Raw genomic sequence first — 14,673 nt, 5'->3', positions numbered from 1 at the left:
TTCACTTCTTACCCTCGCCCTTCTGCAGACGCAGAAGCAGCAGCTTGGACGCCGCCAGCACGATGAACGTGATGACGAACAGGATCAAGCCCAGCTCCATGAGCGCCGCGGTGTGCAGGCCCTGGCCCGCTTCCGCAAATTCATTGGCCAGCGCCGAGGTGATGCTGTTACCCGGCGAGAACAGCGACACATCCGACAGCAGGTTGGTGTTGCCGATCACGAACGTCACGGCCATGGTCTCGCCCAGCGCACGGCCCAGGCCAAGCATCACACCGCCGATCACGCCGGCCTTGGTGTACGGCAGCACCACGTTCCACATGACTTCCCACGTCGTGCAGCCCACGCCGTAGGCGGATTCCTTGAGCAGCGTCGGCGTGATCTCGAACACGTCGCGCATCACCGCCGAGATGTACGGGATGATCATGATCGCCAGGATCACCCCGGCGCACAGCAGGCCGATACCGATCGGCGCACCCTGGAACAGCGCACCGATGAACGGAATCTTGCCGATGGTATTGGCCAGCGGCGTTTGAAAGTATTCGCCAAAGATCGGCGCAAACACGAGTAGGCCCCACATGCCGTACACGATGGACGGCACAGCTGCGAGCAACTCGATGGCGGTACCCAGCGGTCGACGCAGCCAGGCCGGCGACAGCTCGGTCAGAAACAGGGCAATGCCGAAGCTCACGGGCACGGCAATGATGAGCGCGATGAGCGAGGTGACCAGCGTGCCGTAGATCGGCACCAGCGCGCCATACACGTCGGCGGGCGGATCCCACTCCGCGTTCCACAGGAACGACAGGCCGAACTTCTGAATCGACGGCCAAGCACTGATGATGAGCGAGACAATGATGCCGCCCAGCAGCAAGAGCGTAATGATGGCCGCAAGGCGGGTCAGACCACCGAACAGCAGATCGCCGGTGCGACTCGGCGCGCGCATGCTGGAGGCGCCGGAGGAATCAGAAAGCGTGGCCATGAGGGACACCAGTTAGCCGTGAGAGCCGTGAAAGAAGCGTTGAAATGGCGCGGGCCGCCAAACGACACCGCCCGCGCCCTGTGCTGCATGTGTTGACGAGCACGGATGCAGCGGCAACGATCAGTTGTAGATCGCCTTGCCCGATGCGTCCTTCACGCTCGACTTCCACGTCGCGCGGATCTGGTTCTTCACCACGTCCGGCAGCGGCACGTAGTCCAGGTCCTTGGCTGCGCCGTCGCCGCCCTTGTAGGCCCAGTCGAAGAACTTCATCACTTCAGCGCCTTGCGCCGGCTTGTCCTGCGTCTTGTGCAGCAGGATGAACGTTGCGCCAGCGATCGGCCATGCGTCCTTGCCCGGCTCGTCCGTCAGGATCTGGTAGAACGACTTGTTCCAGTCTGCACCGGCAGCCGCGGCCTTGAAGGCGTCGGCGGTCGGCTGCACCACGTTACCGGCCTTGTTCTGCAGGTTCACGTGCGTCATCTTGTTCTGCTTGGCGTAGGCGTACTCAACGTAGCCGATCGCGCCCTTCAGGCGCTGCACGAACGCAGCCACGCCTTCATTACCCTTGCCGCCCGTACCGATCGGCCAGTTCACGGTCGTGCCTTCGCCCACCTTGCTCTTCCACTCGGCATTCACCTTCGACAGGTAGTTCGTGAAGATGAACGACGTGCCCGAGCCGTCAGCGCGGCGCACCACCAGGATGTCCTGGTCCGGCAGCTTGGCCTTCGGGTTCAGTTTGGCGATGGCCGGATCATTCCACTTCTTGATCTCGCCCAGGTAGATCTTGCCCAGCACGTCACCGTTGAGCATCAGTTCGCCCGCCTTCACGCCCGGCAGGTTGATCACCGGCACCACGCCGCCAATCACGGTCGGGAATTGCACCAGGTTGTCCTTGTTCAGATCGGCGTCTTTCAGCGGCATGTCCGATGCGCCAAAGTCGACCGTCTTGGCCGTGATCTGCTTGATGCCACCACCCGAGCCGATGGCTTGGTAGTTCACCTTCGTGCCAGTCGCCTTTTGATAGGCGTCAGCCCACTTGCTGTAGACAGGAGCCGGAAAGGTAGCGCCAGCGCCGGTAATGTCGGCAGCAAACGCAGCACCAACGATAGCCAGCGAGACGACGCCCGCGATCGCGGTCTTAACCAGTTTCATGTGTGTTCTCCGAGGAGCGGTTGAGCGATGACAAATTTTTGACACCCGAACTTTAGGCCGCCTAAATGACAGTTCCGTGACAACACAGAAACTTCTTATAACTGCTCTGTAAGACACGAAAGTCGCCTCGCGCGCATAAAAAAAGCGACCCGTAGGTCGCTTTAGAGGCATTCGCTTGACGCGGCAGTGTCACTGAAATGTCGCCGCCAAGCGCTCCGCATGTTGGTTTGCGAGTTCGGCGTCTTGGGCTTCCACCATCACGCGCACGACCGGCTCGGTGCCAGAGGGGCGGATCAGCACGCGGCCCTTGCCTTCCAGCTCAGCCTCGCTCGTCTTGAGGGCGGCCTGCAGGCCCGTGTGCGACTTCCAATCGAAGCCCTTTTCCACCCGCACGTTGATGAGCTTTTGCGGGAACAGGCGCACGCCGTCGAGCATTTCCGCCAGGGTCTGGCCACTGCGGCACAATGCCGCCAGTACCTGCAGTGCCGAGATGATGCCGTCGCCCGTACTGTGCTTGTCCAGGCAAAGCAAGTGGCCCGAGCCCTCGCCACCCAGCAGCCAGCCGTTCTTCTTCAGCTCTTCCAGCACGTAGCGGTCGCCCACCTTGGCGCGCACAAATTCAACGCCCTGCGCCTTAAGGGCCAGCTCCACGGCCAGGTTCGTCATCAGTGTGCCTACCGCGCCCTGCACCGGCAAACCGGCGGCGCGGCGCGCCTGCACCATCACGTAGAGCAGTTCATCGCCGTTGTAGAGGCGGCCGTTGCGGTCGACCACCTGCAGGCGATCGGCATCGCCGTCGAACGCCAGACCGATGTCGGCGCCATGCTCGCGCGTGGCTTCGACCAGCTTGGCCGGTGCCGTAGCGCCATAGCCGTCGTTGATATTGCGGCCATTCGGCTGGTTGCCGATGGAGACCACGTCCGCTCCCAGCTCATGGAAGACATGCGGCGCAATGTGATAGGCCGCGCCATGCGCGCTGTCCAGCACAACTTTCATGCCGAACAGGTTCAGGTCGCTCGGGAACGTGCTCTTGCAGAACTCGATGTAGCGGCCAGCGGCATCGTCGATGCGGCGCGCGCGGCCCAGCGCGTCGGAGGCCGCATATTCCATTGGCTTTTCCAGCTGCGCTTCGATCTCCAATTCGGTCTCATCGGGCAGCTTGTCGCCCGTGGCCGAGAAGAACTTGATGCCGTTGTCGCAGTACGGGTTGTGTGATGCGGAGATCACCACACCCGCCGACAGGCGCAGAGCGCGCGTCAGATACGCCACACCAGGCGTGGGCAGCGGGCCGCTCATCAGTACGTCCACCCCAGCCGCCGTAAAGCCCGCTTCCAGCGCCGCTTCCAGCATGTAGCCCGACAAGCGCGTGTCCTTGCCGATCAGCACCGTGGGGCGTCCATGGCCGTGCGCTTCATTGCCATGCGCCAGCACCCGACCGGCGGCATAACCGAGGCGCAGCACAAAATCCGGCGTGATCGGGCTTTCGCCGACGCGTCCGCGAATACCGTCGGTGCCGAAATACTTCCTGGACATGGGGAATCTCTCCTGAAGATGTTGCTTTCTCTGTTTGTAAGGCGCCGGACACAGCCGGGCAATCGTCTGTTCGCTCGACCCCCGACCGCGCGAGGCCGGGGCGGTTGTCATTCCAGCGGCGGATCGACGCGTTCGTGGCGCATAGCCCACCAGACCTGCAGGGCTTCCACTGTCGGCTGCACATCATGCACACGCACAATGAACGCGCCCCGCTCGGCGGCCAGCAGCGCTGCCGCCACGCTGGCCGTCACCCGCTCTGCCGGGGGCTTGCCGCCGAGCACCGCGCCCAGCGTCGATTTGCGTGACAAGCCGGCGAGCAATGGCAAGCCAATCTGTTCGAACTCCACCAAGCGATTGAGCATCGTGAGATTGTGATTCGGCGTCTTGCCAAAGCCAAATCCCGGGTCAAGCGAGATGCGCTCCGCCGTCACGCCGGCCGCCATGAGCGCCTCGACTTGCGTGCGCAGGAACGCCGCCACCTCGCCCATCAAATCCGCATAGCTCGGCGATTCCTGCATGGTTTCCGGATCGCGCTGCATGTGCATCACGCACAGGCCGGCGCTACCCGTCGCGATCGCCTCGATCGCACCCGGGCGCCGGAAGCCCCAGATGTCGTTGATGAGATCCGCGCCGGCGTTCAGCGTGGCGCGCATCACCTCGGGTTTGTAGGTGTCGATCGACAGCGGCTTGCCGCAATCGCGCAGCGCCTCAACGATCGGCATGACCCGGTCAAGTTCTTCCTGCAAGCCGAGCGGCGCGGCACCTGGGCGGCTCGACTCACCACCGATGTCAATCATGTCGACGCCCTCGGCGATCAGTTGCTCCGCATGACGCAATGCTGCGTCGCGCGTCGCATGCTGACCGCCGTCGGAAAACGAGTCCGGCGTGACATTAAGAATGCCCATGACCAGCGGGCGCCGATGACGCGGATAACGAAAACGGCCGCACTGGAAATGCGTTGTGGTCGGGATGAAGGCAAACAAGATAGACGAGGCAGAATGCAGCGCAGGACCGGAATGCTACGCGAGGCACGCTAAAAATGGCAGCCACAAAAAAGCCGGTGCGCTGGCACCGGCTCTTCTGCGTCACCGCTTGGGCAACAAACTACGTGATCATCATGCCGTGGCAGGCACATTGCCCGGATTCACGGCCGGAGTGCCACCACCCGGCGGCGTGCTGCCACCGCCGGTGGACCCGTAGCGCGGCGGGCGCGGCGGCTTGCCGTCCATGATGTCGTTGACTTGGTCCGCGTCGATGGTTTCCCATTCGAGCAGCGCGGCGGTCATCGCCTCCACCTTGTCGCGGTTCGATTCCAGCAGGCCCTTGGCCAGGGTGTACTGCTCGTCCACGATACGACGGATTTCCGAGTCCACCTTCTGCTGCGTCGCTTCGGACACCGTCTTCGAAGCCATGCGACCGAAGAAGCCGTCCTGCTCCGTATCAACGTAGACCATGGTACCGAGCGTGTCGCTCATACCGTAGCGCGTCACCATGTCGCGGGCCATCTTGGTGGCACGCTCGAAGTCGTTCGAGGCACCAGTGCTCATCGCGCCCAGGAATACCTCTTCCGCAGCGCGACCGCCGAACAGGATGGCGATCTCTTCAAGCATCGTGTCCTTGTAGGCGTAATGCTTGTCGTGCTCAGGCAGCTGCCAAGTCAGACCACCCGCCCAACCGCGCGGCATGATCGTTACCTTGTGCACCGGATCGGCCTTCGGCAGCAGCTTGGCCACCACAGCGTGACCCGACTCGTGGTACGCCGTGGCCTTGCGCTCCTCTTCACGGATCACAGCGGACTTGCGCTCCGGACCCATGTAGATCTTGTCCTTGGCGTCTTCGAAGTCCTGCATGTCGACCACACGCTTGTTACGGCGGGCAGCAAACAGCGCAGCTTCGTTAACCAGGTTGGCCAGATCCGCGCCCGAGAAGCCCGGCGTACCGCGTGCCAACACCGATGCATCCACGTCGTTGCCAATGGGCACCTTACGCATGTGCACCTTGAGAATCTGCTCGCGACCACGGATATCCGGCAGGCCAACGTAGACCTGGCGGTCAAAGCGACCCGGACGCAGCAGCGCCTTATCGAGCACGTCCGCACGGTTGGTCGCCGCAATCACGATGACGCCCGAGTTGGCCTCGAAGCCGTCCATCTCAACCAGCATCTGGTTCAGGGTCTGCTCGCGCTCGTCGTTGCCGCCGCCCATGCCAGCGCCACGATGACGACCGACCGCGTCGATTTCGTCGATGAAGACGATGCAAGGTGCCTGCTTCTTGGCGTTTTCGAACATGTCGCGCACACGGGCCGCGCCCACGCCCACGAACATTTCAACGAAATCCGACCCGGAGATGCTGAAGAACGGCACCTTGGCTTCGCCGGCGATGGCGCGTGCCAGCAGCGTCTTACCGGTGCCCGGGGGGCCCACCAGCAGCACGCCGCGCGGAATACGCCCGCCCAGCTTCTGGAATTTTTGAGGATCTTTGAGAAAGTCGACCAGCTCGACGACTTCTTCCTTCGACTCGTCGCAACCGGCCACGTCGGCAAACGTGACGCTGTTGTTGTTCTCGTCGATCAGCCGCGCGCGCGACTTGCCGAACGAGAAGGCGCCGCCTTTCCCGCCGCCCTGCATCTGCCGCATCATGTAGAACCAGAACACGATGATCAGCAGCGTCGGGCCCAGGTAGGTAAGTATCGAATAGAGCATATTCGGCTCGTCTTCGGCCTTACCCGTCACCTGCACACCGTACTTCATCAGGTCGCCGACCATCCAGATGTCGCCCGGCGAGATGATCGAATACTTGTTGCCCTCGTTGGGCGTGACCAGCAGCGTACGCCCCTGCACTTCTACGCGCTTGACCTTGCCGGCCTTCGCGTCATCCATGAATTGCGAGTACGTCACGCCTTCTTGAGCGCGTGGCTTGTCGAACTGCTTGAAGACGGTGAACAGCACCAAGGCAATCACCAACCAGATGGCCGCCTTCTGAAACCAGTTGTTATTCAAGGCGAGACTCCTTTAGAAATGCCTTGACGGGATGCTTGGCATTGTAATGCACGGATACCGCCGTAGGTTGATTGCCCGCAAGACCATCGGCAACGCAACCTCGCACCGAGCGCCTTTCCTGACTATCGTCCGTCAGCCCGGATGCTTGAGCTGTCGGCCCAGCAGGAACGTCTCGGACGATTTGTCGCGGGAGGCCTTAGGCTTGCGCGGCGCCACGATCTTGAAATGGCGCTTGAACATCTCGACGATCTGACTATAGCCGCTGCCGTGAAAACATTTGATCAGCAGTGCACCTTCAGGTTTCAGGTGCGCCATGGCAAATTCCACGGCCAGTTCGGCGATGTGCTCCATGCGCGCGGCGTCCGCCGACGCCACTCCGGACAGATTGGGGGCCATATCGGACAAAACAAGGTCGACTTTGCCTCCGCCCGTGGCTTCCAGCACGATTTCTTCCAGTTGCCGGAAGACCTCATCCTCGCGGAAGTCGCCTTGGATGAACTCGACGTCGGCAATCGCTTCCATCGGCAAGATATCGATGGCGACGATGGCGCCGTCAATGCGGCCATCCTTGGCGCGCGGCGAGGCGGCCAGCTTGTTGCGCACGTACTGGCTCCAACTGCCCGGCGCGGCACCGAGGTCAACGATGACCTGGCCCGGCTTGATCAGCTTGTCCTGCTCGTCGATCTCCTTGAGCTTGTAGGCAGCGCGCGCGCGATAGCCCTCGCGCTGCGCCAGCTTGACATACGGATCGTTGATATGGTCGTGCAGCCACGACTGGTTGAATTTGTTCTTTGCCATCGAATGGATTGCCAAACTGCCTAAACATGGCGGCTTGGACTGATTTTGGCGGATAATACGCGCCGTTTGTCTTTTTCTGCGATCCCGCCCTTATTTATGCCCGCCCTCACCCTCACCCCTGCCCAGCGATCGGAACTGCGCTCGGAAGCGCATGCATTGAATCCGGTCGTCATCATCGGTGCGGAGGGCCTGACGAAGGCCGTTCTGGCCGAAATCGACCGCTCACTGGCAGCCCACGAACTGATCAAAGTCCGCGTGGCCGGCGACGACCGCGAAGCGCGCATCGAAATCTACGACACCATCTGCGCCCGGCTGCAGGCTGCTCCCGTGCAGCACATCGGCAAGCTGCTGGTGATCTGGCGCGAAGGTCCGGCCTACCTGAAGGAAAACCAACCGAAGGACCTCAAGCCACCACGCAAGACCATGGTGGGTGCCGGCCCGCGTTCGGTCACGGTCCGCAAACCCAATCCGAACAGCGCCCGCCGCCCGAAGCCGGTCCGCCTGAGCGTGCTTGGCAACGAGCGTGTCACGGCGGGCGGCAACGTCAAGCGTGCCAAACCGCGTCAAGCCAGCCAGAAAAAGAAGGCGCTGTCCTGATTCAAGGCTGCACACAAAACGACCGGCGTCTCAGCCGGTCTTTTTTTTGTGCCTTAGGAAGCCTGCCGGACGCCGGCCGCCTTCCAGATCAGCGCGAGACCGAGCAGGCTCTGGACCAGATAGAACGCACTGGACACGCCATGGAGCATGCCGAACTGCGCACGGTAAGCCGAATCGCCCACGGCCAAGCCCTGCGCTGCAGCTTGTTCACGCAACGACGCCATGAACGGCTGCAGCCCGAAATAGCCGACCAGCACGCATACCAGCATCCCCAGCACCAGCCAGCGCAACGGCTTGTAACCACCCTGCTCGCGCCGCACTAACGCCGTCGCCGCCAACAACAGGAGGCAGCCGCTCGCGAGGCCGATCCACGCCTCCGCATGGAACAACCGCCCGGCGATCGCGCCCGCCAACTGGCGATCTTCCAGCATGGCAAACAGCGTGGGCGCGGCGACGTAGCCGATGGTCCAGAGCGAACCGCACCACACCGTGGCAAGCAACTGGAAGAAGCGCTGCGGCATGGTGGCTGACTCCGAAGTCAGATTAAAGGTACTTGACGGCCAGAACTTCGTACTCGCGCTCGCCGCCCGGGGCGACCACGGTGGCGACGTCGCCTTCGGACTTCCCGATCAGCGCACGGGCAATCGGGGAGCTGATCGAAATCTTGCCGGTTTCCAGATCGGCTTCGTCATCACCAACGATCTGGTATGTGACGGGCTTGCCCGAATCCAGGTCTTCCAGATCGATGGTGGCACCGAAAACGACACGACCTTCAGCGTCCAGCGAGGACGGATCGATGATCTGCGCAGCGGACAGCTTGCCTTCGATTTCCTGGATGCGGCCTTCGATGAAGCCCTGGCGCTCCTTGGCGGCATCGTAGTCCGCGTTTTCGGACAGATCGCCCTGGGCACGCGCCTCAGCGATGGCGTTGACGACGGCCGGACGCTCCTTGGTCTTCAAGCGCTGCAGCTCTTCCTTGAGCATCTCGGCACCGCGCTTGGTAATGGGAATGGTGCTCATAGCGAGTAATTCGAAATCACAAAAAAATCAGCCGCTGCGAAGCGGGAGGGCGCGTAGCGCACACCCGCCTGACGGCGGCTGTCGTTGTTTTGACACGGACGCTGTAGTGTAGGCGAACCGCCCGGAGGCGGCAACTGCCCCTCTCCGGTCGGTTCACCGCGACGCTATGCCGCGTCGCGGGGTCTGACGATGGCCTTACAGAGTGGCGTGCAGACCTTGGAGGTCGTACACATCCAGATTCTGCATGTGCTTCAGACCTTCCACCGCAGCGCGTGCGCCGGCGATGGTGGTGTAGTACGTCACGCGTTGCGCCAGAGCCGCTTGGCGGATCGAGCGCGAGTCGGCAATCGCAGTACGCGTCTCGTCGACCGTCGTGAACACGAGGGCGATCTCGGCGTTCTTGATCATGTCGACGATGTGCGGGCGACCATCCTTCACCTTGTTGACCACGCGCACCGGAATGCCGGCGGCTTCGATGGCCGAGGCCGTACCGCGCGTGGCGACGATCGGGTAGCCCAGCGTATGCAGGGCGCGGGCCACTTCCACCGCGGCCGGCTTGTCGCTGTCCTTGACCGTCATCAGCACAGTGCCCTTTTCAGGCAGGCGCGAACCGGCGGCAAGCTGGCTCTTGAACAGCGCCTCGCCGAAGGTCTTGCCGACGCCCATCACCTCACCGGTGGAGCGCATTTCCGGTCCAAGCACCGGATCAACGCCCGGGAACTTGTTGAACGGGAACACAGCTTCCTTGACGCTGTAGTAGTCGGGCACGACTTCGTGCTCGACGCCCTGCGACTCCAGCGACTGACCAGCCATGCAGCGCGCAGCCACCTTGGCCAGCGAAATACCGGTCGCCTTCGACACGTACGGCACCGTACGCGATGCACGCGGGTTCACTTCCAGCACGTAGACAATGTCTTCGCCGCCCTTCTGCTGGATGGCGAACTGCACGTTCATCAGGCCGACCACGTTCAGGGCCTTGGCCATGGCGGCGGTCTGGCGCTTCAATTCGTCAACGGTCGCCTGCGACAGCGAGTACGGCGGCAACGAGCACGCCGAGTCGCCCGAGTGCACGCCAGCCTGCTCGATGTGCTCCATCACGCCGCCGATGAAAACGTTCTTGCCGTCGGAGATGCAATCCACGTCGCATTCGATGGCGTCGTTCAGGAAGCGATCGAGCAGCACGGGGCTGTCGTTCGAGACCTTCACGGCTTCGCGCATGTAGCGCTCGAGGTCGCGCGGCTCGTGCACGATTTCCATCGCACGGCCACCCAGCACGTACGACGGGCGCACCACCAGCGGGTACCCGATTTCTTCGGCCAGCTTGAGGGCTTCGTCCTCGGCACGCGCGGTGCGGTTGGGCGGCTGACGCAGGCCCAGCTCGTGCAGCAGCTTCTGGAAGCGCTCGCGGTCTTCGGCCGCATCAATCATGTCCGGCGACGTACCGATGATGGGCACGCCGTTGGCTTCCAAGTCGAGCGCGAGCTTCAGCGGGGTCTGGCCGCCGTATTGCACGATCACGCCGACCGGCTTTTCCTTGTCGACGATCTCGAGCACGTCTTCCAGCGTCACCGGCTCGAAGTACAGGCGGTCGGACGTGTCGTAGTCGGTCGAGACGGTTTCCGGGTTGCAGTTGACCATGATGGTCTCGTACCCGTCTTCGCGCAGTGCCAGCGCGGCGTGCACGCAGCAGTAGTCGAACTCGATGCCCTGGCCGATCCGGTTCGGGCCGCCGCCCAGCACCATGATCTTCTTGTTGTTGGTCGGCTCGGCTTCGCACTCACCGTGCTCGGCTTCGTACGTTGAGTACAGGTACGCGGTGTTCGTGGCGAATTCAGCAGCGCAGGTGTCCACGCGCTTGTAGACCGGGCGGACCTTCTCGGCGATACGCTTCTCGCGCACGGCCTGGGCCGTCGTCTTCATCAGCTTGGCCAGGCGGCGATCGGAGAAACCCTTCTGCTTGAGCAGACGCAGTTCGGCAGCCGACAGGCTATCCAGCGTGCGGGCCTTGACCAGCGCTTCAGTCTTGACGATGTCTTCAATCTGCGCGAGGAACCACGGGTCAACGGCGGTCTCGGAGTAGACCTCGTCGATCGACAGACCCAGGCGGAATGCATCGCCCAGATACCAGATGCGGTCCGGGCCGGCTTCGCCGATCTCTTCGATGATCTCGTCGCGGTCGGTCGACTTTTCGTCCAGACCATCCACGCCGACTTCCAAGCCGCGCAGTGCCTTCTGGAACGACTCCTGGAAGGTACGGCCCATGGCCATCACCTCGCCCACCGACTTCATCTGCGTGGTGAGGTGGCTGTCGGCCTGCGGGAATTTCTCGAACGCGAAGCGCGGCACCTTGGTGACCACGTAGTCGATCGACGGCTCGAACGACGCCGGGGTCGCGCCGCCGGTGATTTCGTTCTTCAGCTCGTCCAGCGTGTAGCCCACGGCCAGCTTGGCCGCGACCTTGGCGATCGGGAAACCGGTGGCCTTCGAAGCCAGTGCCGACGAACGCGACACACGCGGGTTCATTTCGATGACGATCATGCGACCGTCCTTCGGATTGATCGAGAACTGCACGTTGGAACCGCCCGTGTCCACGCCGATCTCGCGCAGCACGGCCAGCGAGGCGTTACGCAGGATCTGGTATTCCTTGTCGGTCAGCGTCTGCGCCGGCGCCACGGTGATCGAATCACCGGTGTGGATGCCCATCGGGTCCAGGTTTTCGATCGAGCAGACGATGATGCAGTTGTCGGCCTTGTCGCGCACCACCTCCATCTCGTATTCCTTCCAGCCGAGCAGCGATTCTTCGATCAGCAGCTCGTTGGTCGGCGAGAGGTCGAGACCGCGCTTGCAGATCTCTTCGAATTCTTCGCGGTTGTAGGCGATGCCGCCGCCCGTGCCGCCCAGCGTGAACGACGGACGGATCACGATCGGGTAGCCGCTCGTGCCGGTTTCCTTGGCGATGTGCGATTGCACGGCCACGGCTTCGTCCATCGAATGCGCAATGCCCGACTTGGCCGAACCCAGGCCGATCTTGGTCATCGCGTCCTTGAACTTCTGGCGGTCTTCGGCCTTGTCGATGGCCTCGGGCGATGCGCCGATCAGCTCGACGTTGTACTTGGCCAGCACGCCGTGGCGGTGCAGGTCCAGCGCGCAGTTCAGCGCGGTCTGGCCGCCCATGGTCGGCAGGATCGCGTCCGGGCGCTCCTTGGCGATGATGCGCTCGACCACTTCCCAGGTGATCGGCTCGATGTAGGTCACATCGGCCGTGCTGGGGTCGGTCATGATCGTGGCCGGGTTGCTGTTGACCAGGACCACCTTGAAGCCTTCTTCACGGAGCGCCTTGCAAGCCTGCGCGCCGGAGTAATCGAACTCGCACGCCTGGCCGATGATGATCGGACCCGCGCCGATGATCAGGATGGTTTTAATGTCTGTACGTTTTGGCATAACCCGCTCGATTCGATTAATTCAGTGTGGCCGTCGCCAGCTTGGCGGAAAAGCCGATAAACATGGCGCCGACGCCGCTGCTCATACCAGCAGACAAACGTCGTCGCGCGCGGAACGCCGCGGCCAGCCGCGCGCCCACGAAGATGATGGTGGTCAGGTACAGGAAGCTGCAGATCTGGCAGACCAGTCCCAGCACGACGAACGACACCACCGGCAATGCGTAGTGCGGATCGACGAACTGGATGAAGAACGAGATGAAGAACAGGATCGCCTTCGGGTTCAGCAGGCTGATGATCAGTGCCTTCTTGAACGGATGCGATTCATCGGCTGGCGCCGCGTTCTGCTCGACCGACTCGCCGGCCTTGCGAGCACGCCAGCTGCGTACCGCGCCGCGCAGCATCTGCAGGCCGATCCACGACAGGTAGGCCGCGCCGATGTACTTCACCACGTAGAACAGCGCCGGACTCGCCTTCAGCAGCGAAGCCACGCCCGCCGCCGACAGCACCATCAGGATGGCATCGCCCAGGAACACGCCGCATGCGCCCTGGTAGCCCGCGCGCACACCGCGACGGGCCGCCACCGACAGCACGTACATCGAGTTGGGCCCCGGCAACAGCACGATGAAGATCGTGCCGAGCAGGAAAGTCCAGAACTCGGTGATGCCGAAGTGGGCGAGCATGAAGGCGTTCATGGCGATCTCGTTTGCCTTACTGCTTGGCTGCGTCCATCGCCGCGGTGAAGCGGTCGAACAGATACGCAATGTCGTGCGGGCCAGGCGAGGCTTCCGGGTGACCCTGGAAGCAGAATGCCGGGCGGTCCGTCAGTTCGAAGCCCTGCAGCGTGCCGTCGAACAGCGAGACGTGCGTCACGCGTGCGTTGGCCGGCAGCGAGTCCGGGTCCACCGCAAAGCCGTGGTTCTGCGAGGTGATGACCACGCGGCCGTCCTGCAGATCCTTGACCGGGTGGTTGGCACCGTGGTGGCCGGTCTTCATCTTGAGCGTCTTGGCGCCGACGGCCAGGCCCATGATCTGGTGCCCCAGGCAGATGCCGAACGTCGGCAGGCGACGGTCCAGGAATTCCTTGGCAGCCGCGATGGCGTAATCGCACGGCTCCGGATCGCCAGGGCCATTGGACAGGAACACGCCGTCCGGGTTGTGCGCCAGCACATCGGCAGCGCTGGTCTGCGCCGGCACCACCGTCACGCGGCAGCCGCGCTCGGCCAGCATGCGCAGGATGTTGAACTTGACGCCGAAGTCATACGCAACCACGTGGTACTTCGGGGCTTCCTGCTTACCGTAGCCGCGGCCGAGCTCCCATTCGGTCTGGGTCCACTCGTACGGCTCGGTGACGGACACCACCTTCGCCAGATCCATGCCCGACAGGCCCGGGAACGAGCGCGCTAGGTCGATGGCCTTCTGCACGTTGTCTTCGCCGGCCAGGATGCAGCCGTTCTGGGCGCCCTTCTCGCGCAGGATGCGGGTCAGCTTGCGGGTGTCGATACCGGCAATGGCAACAACCTTCTCGCCCTTCAGGTAGTGCGAGAGCGAGTGTTCCTTGCGGAAGTTCGACGCGAGGATCGGCAGATCCTTGATGATGAGGCCGGCGGCATGGACTTTCGTGGCTTCGACGTCCTCACGGTTCACGCCGACGTTACCGATATGCGGGTACGTGAGCGTGACGATCTGGCGCGAGTAGCTCGGATCGGTAAGGATTTCCTGATAGCCGGTGATGGCGGTGTTGAACACCACTTCGCCGATCGTATGACCGGCCGCACCGATGGAATAGCCACGAAAGACCGTGCCGTCTGCAAGCGCAAGAATGGCGGGCGGGAAAGACGGCAACACGGGTAGCTCCTGCTGGATTCACCCTGTGCCGACCTGATCGCCTTGGCGCCGAAGCGGAATTCCGGCTGTGCGGAATCCGGGCCGTTTGCGCGTCGAAACTGGGGCGACATTCACCAGAAAACGAGGCAAGACGGGGCGGTAGGCGGGAGGTAGGAAGCGGTTGGCGCTAGGGTGATGGGTTTCTGAACTCAAACCTGAAAATTATACCGTCACGCCACAAAAAACTCAATGAAAGGAAGGACTTATCGACGGGTCGTGACGGCCCGCCTGTGTCGCCGACCCGCCTCCAGACTGGCGGGCACGTCACTTTTCT

At 62.7% G+C, this 14,673-nt stretch carries 12 protein-coding genes; 1 reads left to right on the top strand and 11 read right to left on the bottom strand.

The annotated features are described in order from the left end of the window. Nucleotide 1: 1 nt before the first annotated feature. The 6 genes from pstC to ACN9M1_RS06130 all read right to left on the bottom strand — a co-directional run bounded on the left by pstC (nt 2) and on the right by ACN9M1_RS06130 (nt 7,458). Nucleotides 2–976 carry a phosphate ABC transporter permease PstC gene (gene pstC / locus ACN9M1_RS06155; protein ID WP_426398280.1) on the bottom strand — a complete coding sequence of 325 codons (975 nt, stop codon included), beginning with the start codon at nt 974–976 and terminating at the stop codon, nt 2–4. A gap of 120 nt (nt 977–1,096) precedes the next feature. Next, nucleotides 1,097–2,128, bottom strand: a complete 1,032-nt coding sequence (gene pstS, locus ACN9M1_RS06150; RefSeq protein ID WP_426398278.1) for a phosphate ABC transporter substrate-binding protein PstS — start codon at nt 2,126–2,128, stop codon at nt 1,097–1,099. A gap of 189 nt (nt 2,129–2,317) precedes the next feature. Next, nucleotides 2,318–3,661, bottom strand: coding sequence for a phosphoglucosamine mutase (glmM, locus tag ACN9M1_RS06145; protein WP_426398276.1), 1,344 nt, complete (start codon nt 3,659–3,661; stop codon nt 2,318–2,320). A gap of 107 nt (nt 3,662–3,768) precedes the next feature. Further along, nucleotides 3,769–4,632: a dihydropteroate synthase gene (gene folP, locus ACN9M1_RS06140; RefSeq protein ID WP_426398812.1), complete on the bottom strand. Its 864-nt coding sequence runs from the start codon at nt 4,630–4,632 to the stop codon at nt 3,769–3,771. A gap of 144 nt (nt 4,633–4,776) precedes the next feature. Continuing rightward, nucleotides 4,777–6,660, bottom strand: coding sequence for an ATP-dependent zinc metalloprotease FtsH (gene ftsH / locus ACN9M1_RS06135; RefSeq protein ID WP_426398274.1), 1,884 nt, complete (start codon nt 6,658–6,660; stop codon nt 4,777–4,779). 132 nt (nt 6,661–6,792) lie between these two features. Then, complete coding sequence (locus ACN9M1_RS06130; protein ID WP_426398272.1) at nt 6,793–7,458, bottom strand: RlmE family RNA methyltransferase; 666 nt, start codon at nt 7,456–7,458, stop codon at nt 6,793–6,795. A gap of 96 nt (nt 7,459–7,554) precedes the next feature. On the opposite strand from ACN9M1_RS06130, the gene ACN9M1_RS06125 reads away from it, so the two are divergent. After that, nucleotides 7,555–8,055 carry a YhbY family RNA-binding protein gene (locus ACN9M1_RS06125; protein ID WP_426398271.1) on the top strand — a complete coding sequence of 167 codons (501 nt, stop codon included), beginning with the start codon at nt 7,555–7,557 and terminating at the stop codon, nt 8,053–8,055. Nucleotides 8,056–8,108: 53 nt separating this feature from the next. Here the strand turns inward: ACN9M1_RS06125 and ACN9M1_RS06120 are convergent, their stop codons facing one another. The 5 genes from ACN9M1_RS06120 to carA form a co-directional block, all read right to left on the bottom strand. Then, on the bottom strand, nt 8,109–8,576 hold the full coding sequence (locus ACN9M1_RS06120) for a DUF4149 domain-containing protein (protein WP_426398269.1): 468 nt from the start codon (nt 8,574–8,576) through the stop codon (nt 8,109–8,111). A gap of 22 nt (nt 8,577–8,598) precedes the next feature. Next, nucleotides 8,599–9,075: a transcription elongation factor GreA gene (gene greA, locus ACN9M1_RS06115; RefSeq protein WP_426398267.1), complete on the bottom strand. Its 477-nt coding sequence runs from the start codon at nt 9,073–9,075 to the stop codon at nt 8,599–8,601. Nucleotides 9,076–9,270: 195 nt separating this feature from the next. Then, nucleotides 9,271–12,516 carry a carbamoyl-phosphate synthase large subunit gene (gene carB / locus ACN9M1_RS06110; protein ID WP_426398265.1) on the bottom strand — a complete coding sequence of 1,082 codons (3,246 nt, stop codon included), beginning with the start codon at nt 12,514–12,516 and terminating at the stop codon, nt 9,271–9,273. A gap of 16 nt (nt 12,517–12,532) precedes the next feature. Further along, complete coding sequence (leuE, locus tag ACN9M1_RS06105; RefSeq protein WP_426398263.1) at nt 12,533–13,207, bottom strand: leucine efflux protein LeuE; 675 nt, start codon at nt 13,205–13,207, stop codon at nt 12,533–12,535. A gap of 16 nt (nt 13,208–13,223) precedes the next feature. Next, the gene (gene carA / locus ACN9M1_RS06100; RefSeq protein WP_064802661.1) at nt 13,224–14,360 is read right to left on the bottom strand and encodes a glutamine-hydrolyzing carbamoyl-phosphate synthase small subunit; all 1,137 of its coding nucleotides are present in this window, start codon (nt 14,358–14,360) and stop codon (nt 13,224–13,226) included. Between the last annotated feature and the right edge of the window lie 313 nt (nt 14,361–14,673).

The organism is Ralstonia sp. R-29, assembly GCF_049913345.1.
In the GTDB taxonomy this organism is placed as follows: domain Bacteria; phylum Pseudomonadota; class Gammaproteobacteria; order Burkholderiales; family Burkholderiaceae; genus Ralstonia.
The sequence above is the reverse complement of the archived record's forward strand: the minus strand, read 5'-3'. Positions and strand labels throughout refer to the sequence as shown.